Source organism: Stieleria magnilauensis, assembly GCA_007753675.1.
Taxonomy (GTDB): Bacteria; Planctomycetota; Planctomycetia; order Pirellulales; family Pirellulaceae; genus Stieleria; species Stieleria magnilauensis.
Genome location: CP036432.1, coordinates 7,158,469 through 7,175,423 on the forward strand (window position 1 = coordinate 7,158,469; position 16,955 = coordinate 7,175,423).

The 16,955-nt window shown below is 59.8% G+C and carries 10 protein-coding genes; 6 read left to right on the forward strand and 4 right to left on the reverse strand.

Annotated elements, in window-relative coordinates; genetic code table 11:
• Window positions 1-33 precede the first annotated feature (33 nt).
• Entirely contained in the window at window positions 34-387 is a 354-nt protein-coding gene (gene flgB / locus TBK1r_RS25655; protein WP_095739173.1) for a flagellar basal body rod protein FlgB, read from the reverse strand.
• Between the two features lie 283 nt (window positions 388-670).
• Here flgB and TBK1r_RS25660 point away from each other — a divergent pair, with 283 nt between their 5' ends.
• Genes TBK1r_RS25660 through TBK1r_RS25670 form a run of 3 tightly spaced genes read left to right on the forward strand, consistent with a single transcriptional unit; the run spans window position 671 to window position 2,842 of the window.
• Entirely contained in the window at window positions 671-1,444 is a 774-nt protein-coding gene (locus tag TBK1r_RS25660) for a motility protein A (protein ID WP_095739174.1), read from the forward strand.
• A 4-nt stretch (window positions 1,445-1,448) separates the two neighbouring features.
• On the forward strand, window positions 1,449-2,102 hold the full coding sequence (locus tag TBK1r_RS25665) for a flagellar motor protein MotB (RefSeq protein ID WP_145217391.1): 654 nt from the start codon (window positions 1,449-1,451) through the stop codon (window positions 2,100-2,102).
• Complete coding sequence (locus TBK1r_RS25670) at window positions 2,099-2,842, forward strand: flagellar motor protein MotB (protein WP_145217395.1); 744 nt, start codon at window positions 2,099-2,101, stop codon at window positions 2,840-2,842. The genes TBK1r_RS25665 and TBK1r_RS25670 overlap by 4 nt, the downstream gene beginning before the upstream one ends.
• On the opposite strand, the gene TBK1r_RS25675 is transcribed toward TBK1r_RS25670, so the two are convergent.
• Window positions 2,843-6,103 carry a dockerin type I domain-containing protein gene (locus tag TBK1r_RS25675; RefSeq protein WP_419580390.1) on the reverse strand — a complete coding sequence of 1,087 codons (3,261 nt, stop codon included), beginning with the start codon at window positions 6,101-6,103 and terminating at the stop codon, window positions 2,843-2,845.
• A gap of 439 nt (window positions 6,104-6,542) precedes the next feature.
• Here TBK1r_RS25675 and TBK1r_RS25680 point away from each other — a divergent pair, with 439 nt between their 5' ends.
• Complete coding sequence (locus TBK1r_RS25680) at window positions 6,543-8,231, forward strand: hypothetical protein (RefSeq protein ID WP_145217402.1); 1,689 nt, start codon at window positions 6,543-6,545, stop codon at window positions 8,229-8,231.
• Window positions 8,232-8,436: 205 nt separating this feature from the next.
• On the opposite strand, the gene TBK1r_RS25685 is transcribed toward TBK1r_RS25680, so the two are convergent.
• A complete protein-coding gene (locus TBK1r_RS25685; protein WP_145217405.1) occupies window positions 8,437-10,476 on the reverse strand; it encodes a M13 family metallopeptidase in 2,040 nt (679 codons plus the stop codon).
• A gap of 695 nt (window positions 10,477-11,171) precedes the next feature.
• A complete protein-coding gene (locus TBK1r_RS25690) occupies window positions 11,172-12,599 on the reverse strand; it encodes a sulfatase family protein (RefSeq protein WP_419580391.1) in 1,428 nt (475 codons plus the stop codon).
• 241 nt (window positions 12,600-12,840) lie between these two features.
• On the opposite strand from TBK1r_RS25690, the gene TBK1r_RS25695 reads away from it, so the two are divergent.
• Together TBK1r_RS25695 and TBK1r_RS25700 are read left to right on the forward strand one after the other, a co-directional pair.
• Window positions 12,841-14,667 carry a peptidylprolyl isomerase gene (locus TBK1r_RS25695; RefSeq protein WP_145217408.1) on the forward strand — a complete coding sequence of 609 codons (1,827 nt, stop codon included), beginning with the start codon at window positions 12,841-12,843 and terminating at the stop codon, window positions 14,665-14,667.
• Window positions 14,668-15,514: 847 nt separating this feature from the next.
• A complete protein-coding gene (locus TBK1r_RS25700) occupies window positions 15,515-16,909 on the forward strand; it encodes an aldehyde dehydrogenase family protein (protein WP_145223028.1) in 1,395 nt (464 codons plus the stop codon).
• Window positions 16,910-16,955: the final 46 nt, after the last annotated feature.

The window sequence follows — 16,955 nt, forward strand, 5'->3', positions numbered from 1 at the left end:
GTTTGATTGTCGGGGTAACTCTCAAAACCACCCCTAGCCTGAAATGGCACGCCGCATGGTGGATACCCTGGATGCCAGTAAGTGCGAAAAGGCTTGAAACGCCAACGCGTTCTCCTTCAGTTCCGCCACTTCCTTCTCCAAGTTGACATTGTTCCCGTCCACCCGCTCTTCCAATCCCTCCAAATCCTTGACCGGCAATTCAGTGCCAGCCCCGTCCTTGGCCTCGGAGGATTGAAGCTGAGCCAACAAACGCTCAAATTCCAAACGCTTGGTCTTGTATCCAGGCGTGTTGACATTAGCGATGTTCTGGCTGACAACGCGATGGCTTTTTTCCGAAGCGTTGACGGCCGAGCCCAACAGATCCATTTGGTAAAATATTCCAGACATACCGTTTGTATCGGCCTGTTAAGCTGTCCGGGTTAAGGACAAGTTGCGGAGAATGTTGGCGAAACCCCGTCTCGGCGCCGTCTGTCGGTGAGGGTGTTCCCTCAATTAGGCCATCCTGTGGGGCTGAGTCGATGGCAATTCGGTCGATCTCTACCGGTGAACTAAGAATCGAAAGACGGTTTTGATACTCGATTCCAACGCAGACCAGGATGCCTCCGCACGGGCCCCGGCTGCGAACACTAAGGGGCGGCAATTCGGTGTCGCGGGGGAGAACTCGGCTGTAATGGATATCGCAACAATCATCGGACTGATCCTGGGGTTCGGTCTGATTCTGGCCTCGATCGCGATGGGTGGAGGCGGCCTGGGGCCGTTCATCGATCCCCCCAGCATGATGATCGTATTCGGGGGTGCGACGGCGGCCTCCCTGATCAACTTTCCCCTCAAGTACAACCTGGGCGCCTTCGGCGTCATCTTGAAGTGCTTCCTGTTCAAGTTGCCCAGCGCCCAGGAAACCATCGCGCAATTCAAAAAGTTCGCCGAAGTCGTTCGTAAAGACGGCTTGCTAGCATTGGAAGATCAAGCCGCCGAGATCAAAGACGACTACATGCGACGGGGCTTGGAATCGCTGATCAGCGGCGTCCCGGCCGAAGACGTCGCGCGGACGCTGGAAACCGAACTGGCGTACATCGAGCAACGGCACGTGACGGGCAAGAAGATCGTCGACTCGGCCGGTGCAGCCGCGCCCGCGTTCGGCATGATCGGCACCCTGATCGGTCTGGTCCAGATGCTTCGCTCGTTGGACGACCCCAGCAAGATCGGTGGCGGGATGGCGACCGCGTTGTTGACAACACTCTATGGAGCATTGATCGCCAACGTGGTCTGTATTCCGCTGGCCGGAAAGCTGGAAACGCGCAACCAGGAAGAAACGATGATTCGTGAATTGATCATTCGCGGCATCGCCCTGCTCGGTGAAGGCGAGAGTCCACGGGTGGTCGAAGAAAAACTACTCGGGTTCCTGTCTCCGAAATCTCGCCGATCGATTTTGGCAAAGGCTTAGACCGATGGCGAGCGATACCCCAGACGACCCGCCGGAAGACATCCCGGCGTGGTTCATGACGTACAGCGACGTGATCACGCTGTTGATGACGTTCTTTATTCTGTTGTTGACGTTTGCCACGACCGAGCCGGAGCGGTTTGAAAAGGTCACCGCCAGCGTGTTCGGCGCTGCCGGAGCGACGGGTGTGGCGGGTCATGAGCATGACAAGTTGGATCGCAACTCGTGGAGCCAACGGATCCGTCCGCGGGCGGCTCGGATCGCGATGCAGGGCAGCGAAATGCCGCCGATCGAAAAAGAAATGACGACCAAAGCGATCGGACGCGGTTTGGAAGCAGTCAGCGAACAGGCCAGTCAAAAGGACGTGATGAAGTCCTACGCCTTTGAAATGCCGCTGGACAAACTGGTCGATCGCAATCTGAAACTCACCCAACGCGGGATGCAAGTCGCCGCCAAGTTGTCTGCTCAATTGAGGTCGCTTAGCATTCACTGCACGTTCGAAATCTCGGACCGTGACATGGACCAGCGGGTCTGTGCGCTGGCAGACCATCTGTACCACGTCGAACGCGCCCGTCCGGGGCAAATCGGAACCAGCGTCGCCGACAACGTGACTTCGCGAATGGTTCGAATCGTGATTGAAAAATACGAGGGCAACCGATGAGCAAACGGAAAAAGCTGGCGCCGAGCGTTCCCAGCAAGGCGTACCTGGTTTCGTTCGGCGACACGATGACGGCACTGCTGGCGTTTTTTATCGTGCTCAATTCATTGGCCAAGGAACAGACCGGGGCGAACATGCACTCCGGTACCGGCTCCTTCGTCAACGCATTCTCCAGCTCCGGCCAACCCGGTCATCTCAGTGGCAGCCGCTCCAACGAGGTGATTCAGCAAGAAGCGCAAAAGCCGATCTATGCCCTGGCGGAGAACATGGAGGACAAGTCGGATAAGAACGTCGGCCCCGACGACGTCAACGAACACCAGCGGGTCATCGACCGCGAGAAAGAGCAATTCCAAAAATTCCTTACCGAGTTGGAATCGCAGTTGGACCTGGACGCGCTGCCGAAAATCGAAGACCAGGTCGTGTTCGATTCGTTCGAGCCACCGGATGCGGCCACCGGGAAACTCAGCTTGCACGCCGTCCAGCTGATTTCCGAAGCGGTGTCGAAGCTGCGTGAACCCGGCGTGACGCTGGAAATCGTACTTTGGGCGGACATGCCCCGGGCGTCCAGCTTAAAACGAAAGCTGGACAAATCCGTGGAACTGCGTCGTGAAGTCGAGCGGACGTTCTGGATGAAAGCCACCCAAAAGACTCGAATTCGCTACCGCGTCAAACCATGGCTGTTCGCCGACGCCAAACGACCGTACTTGTCGGTAATCCTGGGCAAGACGTCCGAGGCGCCCTGATCACTCCTTCGATTCATCGAGCAACGTGATCAGCTCGTCGATGGCACGAGTCAGTTCGGGGTTCTGGTCTTCGTCCCGGATCTGGTGAAGCCAATCGGTTGCTTGGATCGTTTGCTCATACGTCAACGTCGCATCAGCTGTGGTGACGATCGCGGATCGATTTGCGGACGTGCCGGCGATGGCCGGTGCATCGTTGATCGGGCCGCTGGTGTTCTGGTTTTCGCCGCCCTGTGATGGGTCAGCCTGTGGTGCGTTCACCAAGGGTGTGTTTTGCAAGGGCAAGCCGGACGGGGCGCGGTCGGCAGGAGAATTTTCGGCGGTCCCTTGGTCGTTGGAATCACCAGCATCTGGCCCGGTCGCGGGACTGTGGTTGCTGCCGCCGACGGTTCCGCCGTTCTGGAGCGTGTTGAGAATATTGATGACCAGCAAGGCATCCAGCGCGGTGACTTGTCCGTCGCCGTTGACGTCGTATCCGTAGCCGGGGTCACCGGGGCCGACCGGACCGGGACCATAAATGTTCAGATAATTGATGATGGCCAGTGCGTCGAGCGGCGTCACGGTTCCGTTGCCGTCGACGTCGTAGGGATTGTCATCGTTGTGGAATGGCGTTTCGTTCTCCAGGACTTCGATCACAAACGTGGCCGTGACGGCATCGAAGACGGCCGACGTGTCTTGGGCGGTGATCGTCAGTTCGATCTGTTCAGCGGCCGAGCGACGGACGAATCGATCGTCCAGGAGTTTCAGCTGTGATCCGTCGATTTCGAAACGTGGATCGTCGACGGTCAGTTCGTAACTGTCAGCGGCCGCGAGACCATCGAGATGGACATCCCCGACCTCCGCCCCCGATTCGAGTTCCATCACCGTCTGGTTGGACAAGGTGATTTCGGTGACCGCTTCGGGGACATCCACGATCGGGACGCGCATCTCGGTCGACGTGGTGCTTCCCGCATTGTCGCTGGCGGTGACCGTCAGAACGACCACGGATTCGGCTTCGTAGTCGATCGATTCACCTTCCTTGAGCGAAAGTCGGTCCCCGTGGACGACGAATCGCTCGTCATCGACCGAAAAGGTCAGGGTCTGACCGCGATCCTGGTCGAACGCTTCCAATTCGGCCACGAACGCTTGTTCGTCGTTCTCCATCACCATCGTGTAGTACGCCATCAGATCCATGACCGGATCGTTTTCATCCAGGACCGGGACCACCAGGTCGTGGCTGAAGTACTGTCCGGCGTCGCGGTCAAATCCCGCCACGAGCAGATAGATCTCTGGTTCGACCTCGTAGTCCAGGCCTCCGTTGACGAACACCAGCATGCCGTCTTCAATCATGAAACGCGGATCGTAGACTTCCAGGTCGTAGTCGTTGTTGATGTCGGCGTCGTCGATGTGAAGCGCACCGACTTCGTAGCGGCCTTGGGCGTGCTCGGGGACACCGTCACCGAGGAGTCGGATGCCGCGCGGCAGATCGGGTTGGGGGGCGATCGAGACGCTGAATTGAATCGGCTGGGAGGGGGCTTGTCCGTCGTGGAACCGGACAGAGAAGGAGTCGATGCCGTTGTAGTCGGCATCGGGCTGGTACTTCAGGCCGCCGTCGGGACGGAGCGTGACCGAACCGTGGGCGGGTTCTTCAACGATCAATGAAATCAGCCGGTCTCGATTGGCGTCGGCAACCAACGCGGCGATTTCAGACGCATCGATTTCGAACGTCGCGTCTTCGCGAATGGACGCATTGAATCGATCGGGGACGCTCGGATGGTCGTTCTCGCCATCGACTTGCACGCCGAATTCGATCTCGACCTCGTCGTCGTCACGTTCCACCACGACGCGGTGCGCCACCGGTTGATTTAACTTGACCGATGAGGTTCCGGAGTCACCCAGCAGGAACAACGAATCCAGCGACGGACCTGGGACAATGCCGACCGGATTGCCCATCGATTCGGTCTCGATCGGAAGGCTCGTCAAAAGCTCGCCGTCGCGGATGTCGTGTAGCAACAGCACAAAGCCCGAATCGCGGGAGGTGACTGTCGCAATGGCCTCTTGTCCGGGAATGAAACTGGACGGGCCGGGCATTGGGGCAAAGCGGTGCAGGGGGGCGAAGCCGGCGTCGACATCCAGGATGCCCACGTCGCCTTCGGAATAACGCACCGCTAGCAGTCCCAAGGCATCATCGAAACTGAGCAACTCCGTCGCGCCGACGATTACCGTTTCGGTGCCGGAGATCCAGCTGGCCGCTTCGTTGCTCCACAACGTCGCCATCAATGCCGGCGTGAAACCGTCCTCGCCGGCGGCCATCGAGCCGGTCGTCGCGACCTGAGGCCACGCCATCACGCTGCGGCTGCCGATTTCTCCGGGAGCTGTCGACAGATCGACCGAGTGGACCGACGCGAGCACTTGGGTGCTGGCCGGGACGGTGACACGGGTCGGCGTGACTTGTGCGTAAACCGGCAGGTCGCCGGAGCTGGACGGCGTGATCCGCAGCGTATGAATCGTACCGGGGTCGCCCTGTTCGCTGCCGGCAGCGATCACGACGCCATTGCCGTCGGCTCCGACGGCGGATTGGGGAGCTGCGAACGCACGCGGGTCGGCCGAATATTGGATCAAACGCGGACCTTCGCCGCCGGCCGGCACCAACCAGATGCCTGATCGCTGTTGTCCGACTTCGGCGAAGGTGCCGGTGATGATCGACGCCGAAACCCCACCGGTCGGGCCGTTGGCGGTGGCGGTGACCAGTGCCGTCGCGGTAAAGCTCAGGGGGACCTGTGACGTTCGGGTGCCAGCGGTATCGACCTGCACAAGCGTGTCCTCGGTCAACACGCCGAGCTGATTGCCGGCCAGGATCGCATCGATGGGCGATTGAAACGACGCCGGCAACGGCGTCTGCACGGCGCCCACCGGAAAGGTTTGTCGTTGCTGCTGCGATCCGTCGAACAACCGCACCGGATACGTCCCGGCCGCCAGATCGTCGAACCGGAACTGGCCCTGGTCATCGCCGATCGCGTAGGGTTCGCCCGGGTCCAGGTTGGCGTTCTCGTTGGCATCGATGTACGCCAGTCGCGAGTCGAGCCGGACTTCCGAAGGGTCCGGACGCATCGAGCCGTCGAGGTCGTGGTAGACCGACCCGCTGATGACCGCCAGCAGACGCCGCTGTCCCAGACTTTCAAAAATCAGTCGACGACGACGGCGTGACGACCGCGCCTTTTTCAACTCGCGTTCGCCGGTGGCTGATTCGTCGCCACCCTCCTGCTGGGAAATTCCAGCATCCAACCGACGCGAACGATTGCTCGCGTTGCTACCTTTCGTTGATCGCCGGCGGGATCCCATTTCGTTCCGGTGAATTCCTAAATGGTGGAAGGTTCGGCACACCCCGTGCGGGTTCAGCTGCCCGCGCGCACAGCTCGATGCCGAGACCTCAGCGTTGACTTCGACTGATCGTTTGGCGATTGGTTCCCACCGAGGGGGGTGTTTTTCTGCACATTGAGAAACTTTTTTACATTCTCCCAACTTGGTGGAGATGCAACACTCGCCGCTGAAGGCGTCTATGATACGCTGTAACCGGCAATTGCGGTTGAGAAATTGACCGCTTTTGAGCCGATTGAGGCACCACTTTTAACGCGTCAATCGTGGCTCCGCCCCGCAGACTTCAGCCCCGCAGATGAGGGACGGTCGGCCGTCTCCTTCGTCGCAACTTCTGACGAGATCGCACATGGCTACTCTTTTGATGAACGTTCCGCAACGGTTCGGGTACCTGTTTTGTTTGCCGAAGGCCGCGGCAATGCCGCTGGTCGTGATCGCGATCGCCCTGGCCGGGATCGCCTACTCCGCCCCCCCCGCACATGCCCAAACCGAAGGCTACGAGGACGAGATGGGGATGGAGGGGTACGAAGACGAGATGGACATGGAAATGGGCATGGAGGAATACGACTCCGACATGTACGGATCGTCGGGTCCGGGTGGACGCTCCCGGTCGGGACGCGGCATGTCCACCCAAGACCTGGTCGCCGCACGGCTCTCCGCAGCCCTGACTTCGGCGTTTGAATCGACGAATTTCGCGACCTTGGCCGATCCGGCTGCCGCGCCGCCGGTCCAAGCCGGCCCCGTGTTGCTCAACGATGCCATCGTGGCCTACGCCAAAGGCAAACACGAACTGGCCATGCGGCTTTACTTTGGCCACATCGTCGCCGAGTACGAATCGGCCCAGAACCAGCTTCAACTGGTCAAGTACAGCCCCCTGATGAAACGCCCGACGTGGCAATTGCGTTGGGGCATCTCGTACGCCGTGCGCGGCGACGCGACCGATCCGCAACCGATCGGTGACGTCAATCCGGCCGGACGCGGCGGATTCGGCAGCGGCTTCGACGACAGCGGGATGGAAGCCGGCATGGATGACTTTGGGATGGAAGAAGATTTCGGCGTGCCCGGCGGAAGTCGTGGCCCCCGCGGCAGTGGCGGACCGGGCATGGAGGGCATGGAGGACATGGATAGCATGGAAGACATGGACGGCATGGATGAGATGTACGAACAGGAAATGATGATGATGGGCTCCGGCCGTGCCCGCACGCGTGCCGCTGCCCCGGCCGCCCTGAGTCCGGCCGACAGGCTCGCCGCCCTCGACGTGACCATGCTCAGCGAAGAAGCCGAAACGAGCCTATCCAACACCTTGGGAATGGTGACCACCATCCTGGGCGAAGAGTTTGATCGACGTTACACCCAGGGCGACTTCGGTCGAGCGATGACGGATGTCACCGCCGAATCGGGCAGCGTGGAAACGGTCTCCGAAGAGTTTGTCCAGCTGATCGAAAGCGCAGGCGACTCCCTCCCACTGTGGCGGCCGGGAATCGTGTTTCTCGGCGAAGGCGACTCGTCGGACAACGTCCGACGGGCTCAAAAGGCCGGCTTGGATCTGATCATCCATCTCGATGTCCTGCTCAAACCGCTGCGTGGCGAGTACACCCAAAACATCAGCCGCTGCCGGTTGCTGCACGTGCCGACCGGCAAATCGCTGGGGGTCTCCAAGACGATTGATTCACTCGAATTCGCCCAGAAAGCTCGGACGAAGAACATGGCCTCCAGGGACTACATCGGCGAGCAGTTGGCCAATTTCTTCGGAATCATCGATCGGGAAACCATCACCACGGAACTTCCCAGCTTGACCCCTGCCATCGCCAGCAAACGAATCGGGTCGCTGTTGGCCAGCGGAGGCGGGCTGAATCTGCGAACGCTCGCCGAAGTTCGCTTGTTCCAATCCCAGCAACTGCTCAACGAAGATGAAGTGCTGACGGCCTTCGACATCGTCGGCGGCGAGGAAGCGATGGCGCTGATCTACGGATCCGAAGAGGAACGTTTGCGGATCGTTCGCAAATGGGCCGCCGGACGCACCAGCGACGAGGAGTAGCCGTCGCTCCGTCCGCTCGTTACCAACGCGTTCTCGATAACCGAATCATTGGAAGTGGCAGAATCATGCGGGAGAATCATTCTGCCACCCCCGTCTTGCCAAGACCGCCGTCTGGCGACGGCAGCGACGCAGTCATCGTCCGCTCCGTGCTATCCGCTCCGTGCTATCCGCTCCGTGCTAAAAGCTAATAGCTAATAGCTAACACCTACCAGATTCGTACGCGGTCCTCGGGAGCAACGTACAACTCGTCGTCTTCGCTGACCTCGAAGGCTTCGTACCAGGCATCCATGTTGCGGACGATTCCGTTGACGCGAAACTCGCTGGGGCTGTGGGGATCGACGTTCAGTCGCCGCACCAATTCGGGGTCGCGATACAACCGTCGCCAGATTTGGGCCCAGCCCAGGAAGAACCGTTGGTCACCGGTCAGGCCGTCGATGACCGGAGCGGGGGAGTCGCCGAGGGACAAGCGATAGGCGGCATAGGCGACACTCAATCCGCCCAAGTCGCCGATGTTTTCCCCCAGCGTCAACTCGCCGTTGACGTATTTCCCTTCGATCGCTTCGAAACCGTTGTACTGCTCGACCAGCCCGCCGGCGCGTTTCTCGAATTCCGCCCGGTCTTCTTCGGTCCACCACATCCGCAGGTTGCCGTTGCCGTCAAACTTGCTGCCCTTGTCATCGAACCCGTGGCTGAGTTCGTGACCGATCACGGCGCCGATCCCGCCGTAGTTGACCGCATCATCGGCAGCCAGGTTAAAAAAGGGCGGCTGCAGGATTGCCGCGGGAAAGACGATTTCATTCATCGTCGGGTTGTAGTAGGCATTGATCGTTTGCGGGGTCATATGCCATTCGTTGCGGTCGATCGGACCGCCCAGCTTGTTGAGGTCACGCTCGTATTCGAACCGGGCCGACGCCAACAAATGATCGCCGAGCACGCCGTCACCGATTTTCAGTTTGTCGTAGTCCTTCCACTCGTCGGGGTAACCGATTTTGGTCGTGAACTTGGACAGTTTTTCGAGCGCCTGTTTCTTGGTCCCTTCGCCCATCCAGTCGCGTGACTCGATGCGGCCTCGGAAGGCACGAATCAAGTTGTCGACCAATTCGTTCATCCGTTTCTTGGCGACGGGTTTGAAGTGTTTTTCGACATACAACTGGCCGACCAGTTCGCCCAGCACACCGCCGGTGACGTCCACACCGCGTTTCCACAGTGGTTGCTGGACGTCGATTCCGCTGATCGCCGTGTCGTGGAAATCGAAATGGCGTTTCTCGAGTGTTTCGCTCAGCCCCGACGCCGAACCGTCGATCGTGTGGTAGGTGAAGTAGTCTTTCCATTGCTCGATCGAAAACTCGTCGAACAGCTCCGCCAACGCTTCGATGTAGGACGGCTGTCGGACGACGACGGTGTCGAGGGCGTCGATCCCCGCGGCTTGGGCGTAATCGAACCACTTCATCGTCCCCAACATCGCATCGATTTCGGCATGCGTTCGTTGGTTGTAGGTGGCGATCGGATCACGGTTTTCCGTTTTGGTCCAATGAATCTTGGCGATCCTGCTTTCGATGTCGACGATCGATTTCGCCGCCGCCTCGGGGTCGGGGTGGTCGACAAACCGCAGCAGATCGGCGATGTACGTGTGCAGTTTGTGGCGCAGCTCGACGTAACGTTCTTCGTTCAGCAAGTAGTAGTCGCGGTCGGGCAGCGACAGGCCCGATTGCGTCACGTAAACGGTGTAGGCATCGCTGTTTTTGGCGTCGATCGACACATAGGGAACCAGCGGCGCTCCGACGCCGGCGCGGCGCAGCGAGCCGATCGTGGTAGCCAGCGAGGTTTGTGAATCGACCGCCGCGATCTCCGCCAGCAACGGTTCGATCGGGCGGAGCCCTGCGGCGTTTCGCGCTTCCAGGTCGAGCACACTGCCGTACAAATCGCCGACTTTCTGTTTCGGCGTGCCCGGCGCCGCGTTGGATTCGGCCGCCTGTTCGATCAGCGTTCGAACTTGGGCACGCGTGTTGTCATCCAGAACGGTGAAGATACCGTAGTTTGATTTGTCCGATGGGATCTCCGTTTCGGTCAACCAACGATCATTGGCATAGCGATAAAAATTGTCACCCGCAGCGACCGAATCACTGAAGATCGACAGGTCGATGCCGGAGACTTTTTCGGCGGACTTTTCTTCAGCGACAACAGGCGAGAACGAGGCACAAGCGGCGAGCGTGACGACCGACAAACTCTTGGCGAAAAAACGCATCGGGAACTCCGTTTACGGGACGAGTCGGGGTGCAAGGGTTGCGACGCACGATTCTACGCAGAAACCCGGCCAGGTCGTACCCGCACGACTGGGTGCTGTCACGGAATTTCGACGCACACGCTGGTGACCAGCGTTCAGACGATTCCCGCTCGCTGCGGAGCAGCGAAATGGGCGGCTAAAGCCTGCACACCAGCCAAACGTTGGTGTCCAGCCTTCAGGCGCATCCTACTCGCTGCTCCGCAGCGAAACCGGGCGGCGGTTGCCTGCACCCCAGCGCACGTTGGTGTCCAGCCTTCAGGCGCATCCTACTCGCTGCTCCGCAGCGAAACCGGGCGGCGGTTGCCTGCACCCCAGCGCACGTTGGTGTCCAGCCTTCAGGCGCATCCTCACGCGCTGCTCCGCAGCGAAACCGGGCGGCGGTTGCCTGCACTCCAGCGCACGTTGGTGTCCAGCCTTCAGGCGCATCCTACTCGCTGCTCCGCAGCGAAACCGGGCGGCGGTTGCCTGCACTCCAGCAAACGTTGGTGTCCAGCCTTCAGGCGCATCCCACTCGCTGCGGAGCAGCGAAATGGGCGGCTAAAGCCTGCACACCAGCGCACGTTGGTGTCCAGCCTTCAGGCGCATCCCGCTCGCTGCTCCGCAGCGAAACCGGGCGGCGGTTGCCTGCACACCAGCGCAGGTTGCGTCACCCTCGATTACCGATGGTCGCGGCACCAGTCTTTGGTGTGCACGCCGCTGCGGATTCGCCATTCACGCAACTCGTCGAGCAATCGCCGTCGGTGCAATTGAGCCGACGGCTCGTCCCAGAGGTTGTTCAATTCGTCGGGGTCGGCGACTAAATCAAACAGCTGGCCGTGGGGTTCGTCGAGAAAGTGGACCAGCTTGTGGGTCTTGTCACGAACCATCGTCATGAACTCACAACCGGTCAACACCGCATCTTTGACCTGTTCGCAATACACAAACGGGCGTCCTTGGAACGAGTCGGGGTTTTCCAGTGCACCGGCCAACGAGACGGCTTCCAGGTCCGGGGGCACGTCGACGCCGGCCCACTCCAGAATCGTCGGCCCCAAGTCCATCTGCTGCACCAGACCGTCGACCCTCCGGCCCTGATCAAACCGGCCGGGTGCCCAGACGATCATCGGGACGCGGGTGATCTGTTCGTACATCGTCCACTTTTGGCTTTGGCCGTGGTCGGTCAAGCAGTCCCCGTGGTCGCTGGTGAAGATCACGATCGAGTTTTCTGCGTAACCGCCCGCTTCGAGTGCCGCCATGATCTGGCCGACCTTTTCGTCAATCATCGTCACGTTGGCCAAGTAATACGCGCGCTGACGCTGGCGCTGCTGTGGCGCCACGTCCAACGGCATCACCACCGAATCATGGTCGACCTGCGAATTGTGAACCCGCAACTCTTGGAGCGCCGGAGGTTGCCCGTCCAGTTCCTCTCGGGTGACTGGAATCAACGGCAAGTCCTGTTTCAGGTAACGTTCGGCATAGCGTGGCACCGGATCGTAGGGGGGATGCGGTCCGGGGAACCCGATCTGCAAAAACAGCGGGTCTTTCTTGGGCGTGGACTCGATCCACCATTTGGCCATGTCCCCGACGAAGAAGTCCGGGTGGGTGTCGTCGGGCAATTCCCAGTCGAACGCGCCGAGCGACTCGTTGTAATCGGGAAGTTTGCGGTATTGCTCGCGTTGCTGCTTGACCAGTCCGCGAAAGCGAAGCGCCTTGTCCCATTCGTCAAAGAAGTAGCGACCTTCCAGATAGCGGTCTTTGTTTTCGACGACAAATCGCTCGTGAAAGCCCAGTTCGGTCAAAAACGGCCAGGTGTGCATTTTACCTATATTCGCACAATAGTAACCTGCGTCGTTGAGCCGCTCGATCCAACTCCTCCGCCAGCGATCGGCGTTTTTGAGGATTCCGGTCGTGTGGGGAAAGTATCCCTTGAACAGGCTGGCGCGGGCGGCGGCGCAGGATGCTGCGGAGACGTGGCACTGATCGAACGAGACGCCTTCGCGGACGAGTCGATCCAGGTGGGGCGTGTGAACGTGCGGATAACCCAGCTCCGCGATCGTGTCATAACGTTGCTGGTCGGTGATGATGAAGATGATGTTGGGGCGTTGCACGTCGGCGAGTCTTCGTCGGGGGATTCGATGGGGACGGGAAAGGATCTGCGATGCAGCCTTATTGTCGAACGTGATCGCCAATCTTGCCACCGCAGTGCGGCGGGTCGGCAGGATTGGGATTCGACTTGAGGCGAAACGGAAATTTTTCTACTTTCGCGGGTCAGTCGACCGGACCGAGTAGTTTTCCGGGTCGATTCCCGCAACGCATGACCCGTGCGAACGATTCAAAGGAGTGATCGCCATGGTTTCTACGAATAGGCAACGCAACATCCGTTTTGCCGTTGGCTCCGCCCTTCCCACCCAAGGCTTTTTTGCCGCCCTCGTTTTCTCTGCCGCGCTCTTCTGTTCGGCCGCTGTGTCCGTATCGTCCGCGGTCGGCCAGCAAAGCAATTCGGTCGTCGCGGTGGTCAACGCCGATCCGATCACCCGCCAAATGCTTTCAACGGCAACCTTGGAACGTTACGGCGAAACGGTTTTGGACAACGTGATCGTCAACCGCCAGCTGATTCTGCAGGCCTGCAAAGACCGCGGTCTGGAAGTGACGCAAGCCGAAGTGGGACAAGAAATCCAACGTTTGGCGACCAAGTTCGGCTTCAGCGTGCCGGACTATTTAGGTCTGTTGCAAGAAGAACGCGACATTGATCCGGGCCAATACGGCCGCGAAATCGTGTGGCCGATGTTGGCACTGCGAAAACTGGTGGCCGATCAAGTGGAGCCGACCGAAGACGAATTCAATCGCGCGTACTTGGCCCAGTACGGCGAAGCGGTGAAGTGCCGGATGATCATGGTGGCCGACGAACAACGAGCACGCGAGCTGCACCAGCAAGCGACGACCACACCGGCTGCCTTCGGTGCACTCGCCAAAGCGCACAGCGAGGACGAGGTCAGCGCCAGCGTCGGCGGATTGATTCCCCCGATTCGACGCTACACCGGCGATTCCCGTCTGGAAGAAGCCGCATTTGCACTGGCCAACGACCAAATCTCGCCCGTGATGCAATTGGCCGATCAATGGATTTTTCTACAAGCCGTTCGACGCATCCCGGCCACGACGCCGCCGATGACGGCGATGCCGACGATTCGCGAACAGATCAGCGACCGAATCCGTGACCAAAAGATGAAGGGTGCCGCGAGCGAATTGTTCGCGAAACTGCAACGGGACGCCAACCTGGTGAAAGTCCTCGGCAACGCGGAGCTGATGCAACAGTACCCCGGCGTCGCGGCGATCGTGAACAACCAACGCATCAGCATCGCCCAATTGGCCGCCGAGTGTGTCAAGCGACACGGCAAAGACGTCTTGGACGGTGAGATCAATCGAAAGCTGCTGACCCAAGCCCTTTCCAAAGCCAAGAAGACGGTCGCCGAAGCGGATCTGCAAGCCGAGATCGCACGCGCGGCGAAAAGCTATGGCTACATCCGCAGCGATGGGTCAGCCGACTTGGCAGCCTGGACCGAATCGGTCACCAGCGACGGCGACACGACCTATGACATCTACGTCAAAGACGTCGTTTGGCCCAGTGTTGCACTGAAGAAGCTGGTCGAAGATCGCGTGGCCGTCACCGAAGACGACATGCAGCAGGGCTTCGAATCGAATTTCGGTCCCCGCGTGGAAATCCTGGCCTGTGTCTTGAGCGACCAGCGGACCGCACAAAAGGTCTGGAAGATGGCCCGCGATAACCCGTCGGAAGAATTCTTCGGACGTCTGGCCGAGCAGTACAGCATCGAGCCGGTTTCGGCCAGCAACAGCGGCAAGGTTCCGCCGATCCGTAAGTACAGTGGCCAGCCAACGATCGAGCGTCAAGCGTTCGCACTCAAGCAAGGTGAACTCAGCGGGATCATCGCGACCGGTGACAAGTACATCATCATGAAGTGCCAGGGGCGGACCAAACCGATCGTCGCCGACATCGAAGCGGTTCGCAGCGAACTGGTTCGAGATCTGACGGAAAAGAAGTTCGCCGCCGAGATGGCCAAGGAATTCGATCGACTCAAGGACACCGCCCAAGTCGATAATTTCTTCGTCGCCGCCAAAGAGATCGCTTCGGTCGCACCTTCGGGACAATCGACTCGGTAGCGTCAGACCACTACCGCTAAGCTAACATCAATGCGTTGCCCGGACGCTGCCGCGAACCGGCTGATGTCAATCGATTATCAGCCGTTTGGCGCGAAGCCTACGGGCCCTCACCTGAGGAAGCAACGCTTCACTGAGCAGGAGTGAGATTGAGACAGAGCGAACGCTTCGTGCGTTGTCTCCATTGAGGAGGGGAAGTCGCGTGTTGACGGAAGGGCGCGAGGCCAATACCGCAAAATCGAGAAGCAAAATTAAACACCATGGCTCCCCTCTCCCCCGATTCCTGACGAGCCTAAGCGAGTCAGGAATTGGGGGAGAGGGGCTGGGGGGTGAGGGGGAATCATTCTGTGCGCGGCTGCTGGATGACGGCGACGATGCGTTCTCGAAACCCGGTTGGATTTGGCGGGATGTCGTACGCTGGATTGCGAACTGCATCAAATCGACTCAGCAGAAATCAACGGTGTATCGCCCATCGGATGCTCACGTCGAAACTTTCCTCCGGCGCAACCACGATTGCGCGCCATCAGCTAAACCGAGTTTTCAAATTCATTCGATCGGCCGCGCTGATCACGAGCAAACCCGTTGGCCTTGTGATTGCACCGTTGTCTGGTCATGCGGATTCCCCCTCACCCCCGGCCCCTCTCCCCCAAACAAGCCTCTACCCTTCGCAACGTTTTCGTTTACTAAAATCAGTTGGCGCGCATGATCAATCCGAATCGACCAAGAGGCTTGTTCAGGGGAGAGGGGAGCCATTTTTGGGTAAGTCGCTTCTAGAATGAGCCGTATGGATCGTTCGCACGATCCACTCCACCCTTCGAAAACCACGCCGTGGTCGGATACAGTGGGTGGGATGTGGCAACAACTCTCTTCCCAAAAACGATGCCAAATCGTCGGCTCGGTCGCCGCGGCTCTCTGTGATCGATCCGACGAACTGATCCAGGCTTGCAGCTCCGATCAACGCACCGATCCGGTCGAAACGATCACCAGCGAGTTGCTTCCGCTCTGTGCGGCGCTGCGTTTTTTGGCCAAACGCGGCGCTAAGATCCTTGCACCGCGACGTGTCGGGATGTGGCGGAGACCGGCTTGGCTGATCGGCGTGCATTCGGTCGTTCATCGTGTGCCGCTGGGCAAGGTGCTTGTGCTCGGCACATGGAACTATCCGCTGCTGTTGCCGGGCGTTCAACTGGCCCAGGCACTCGCCGCCGGCAATCGAGTTCTGCTGAAACCCGCCGTCGGCACCGAACAAGCCTCCACCATCCTGGTCGAGTGCTTTCATGCGTGTGGCGTCCCGGCTGATCAACTGGTCTTGCTCGACTCGGATCCCTCCGCGGCGGTCGGTGCGATCGCCGATGGAATGGATTTGATCGTGCTGACAGGGGCTGCGGAGACGGGCCGAAAGGTGTTGCACGGCGCCGCGGACACGTTATCCGCTTCCATCATGGAACTGAGTGGCTGCGATGCGGTGGTCGTTTTACCGGGCGCTGACGAGCGGCGGTTGATCGATGCGCTGCGGTTCGGATTGAGTTTCAACGGCAGCGCGACATGCATCGCGCCGCGGCGATTGATCCTGCCGCGCACCGAACACGACGCGATCCTCGACCGGCTGCAAAAAACGCTTGCGGATCAACCACCGGTGATCGTCCACCCCGCGGCCCGTCAATCGGTCGCCGACCAGATTGCGAAAGCGTTGCAGGCCGGTGCGGTTGATCCGATGGGGCGATACTGCGAAACCACGCTGCGGGACGAGGGAACGATGTATCCGTTGCTGTTGGACCGGGTCTGTGAAGACCACGAGATCGCGTCAGCAGACATTTTCGCGCCGGTGCTGTCGGTGATCTGTGCCGATGACAACGATCACGCGATCCGACTGGTCAATGATTGTCCCTACCGGTTGGCCGCCAGCGTGTTCGGACCGAACTCGGCGGCCGCTGACGTGGCCACTCAACTGAATGTCGGAACCGTCACGATCAATGACTTGATCGCGCCGACGGCGGATCCGCGATTGCCGTTCGGCGGACGGGGGCAAAGTGGATTCGGGGTGACGCGTGGGCCGGAAGGCTTGCTGGCGATGACGGCAGCGAAGGTGATCAGCCGACGCCGCGGGCCGATCGCGCCGCATTTGCGGCCCCGCTCCGAATCCGACCAGCAGATGCTGCACGGTGTTTTGCAGGTCTTGCACGGCGGCGGAGTCCGAAAACGACTCGCCGGGTTGCGGCGGATGGTCGGGGGCGTCAAAAAGACATAAGCCACCCGTGCAAGCGCCGCAGGCTTCCTACCCGGCTATAGTCCAG

Coding starts and splice junctions, on each gene's coding strand:
- flgB (WP_095739173.1), bottom strand. CDS start 387: ATGTCTGGAATATTTTACCAAATGGATCTGTTGGGCTCGGCCGTCAAC.
- TBK1r_RS25660 (WP_095739174.1), top strand. CDS start 671: ATGGATATCGCAACAATCATCGGACTGATCCTGGGGTTCGGTCTGATT.
- TBK1r_RS25665 (WP_145217391.1), top strand. CDS start 1,449: ATGGCGAGCGATACCCCAGACGACCCGCCGGAAGACATCCCGGCGTGG.
- TBK1r_RS25670 (WP_145217395.1), top strand. CDS start 2,099: ATGAGCAAACGGAAAAAGCTGGCGCCGAGCGTTCCCAGCAAGGCGTAC.
- TBK1r_RS25680 (WP_145217402.1), top strand. CDS start 6,543: ATGGCTACTCTTTTGATGAACGTTCCGCAACGGTTCGGGTACCTGTTT.
- TBK1r_RS25685 (WP_145217405.1), bottom strand. CDS start 10,476: ATGCGTTTTTTCGCCAAGAGTTTGTCGGTCGTCACGCTCGCCGCTTGT.
- TBK1r_RS25695 (WP_145217408.1), top strand. CDS start 12,841: ATGGTTTCTACGAATAGGCAACGCAACATCCGTTTTGCCGTTGGCTCC.
- TBK1r_RS25700 (WP_145223028.1), top strand. CDS start 15,515: ATGTGGCAACAACTCTCTTCCCAAAAACGATGCCAAATCGTCGGCTCG.